Source organism: Pseudoalteromonas rubra (genome assembly GCF_005887115.1).
Lineage (GTDB): Bacteria > Pseudomonadota > Gammaproteobacteria > Enterobacterales > Alteromonadaceae > Pseudoalteromonas > Pseudoalteromonas rubra_F.
Map to the genome: position 1 here is coordinate 1 of NZ_PNCJ01000115.1, position 341 is coordinate 341.

Sequence of the window (341 nt, forward strand, 5' to 3'; positions counted from 1 at the left end):
GATTCGTCCGCAGCTAGGAAATCAGGGTTAACTTCATTGCCCTCTAAAAACCACTTTACTTCGCCGCCATGAGCGCGAATAACTTGTTGTAAAGGGCGTAAAATCGCATAGGAGTAATTTTGCGAAATATACATAAGGTATCGCTTGCCCTGAGTGCTGCTCGCTAAGTCCACCGCCGTGCCCCTATAGCAAAAAGATGTTGTTTAGTTTACCGCAATATTAACTTTAAATGACAGGTACAAGGGCTAAACAGTGCCGAGAATAAAAAAGATAGGACTAAAGTCCGCTTTGTTGCGGCGATTATCTTTATTTTCGCTGCCAGCTGAACTATCATAGCGCGC

Annotated in this window: 1 pseudogene; it reads right to left on the reverse strand. The window is 44.0% G+C overall.

The features are described 5' to 3' along the window. Positions 1–134 (reverse strand): annotated as a pseudogene (locus CWB98_RS24535) (CDP-glycerol--glycerophosphate glycerophosphotransferase); the annotation flags it as partial. Positions 135–341: the final 207 nt, after the last annotated feature.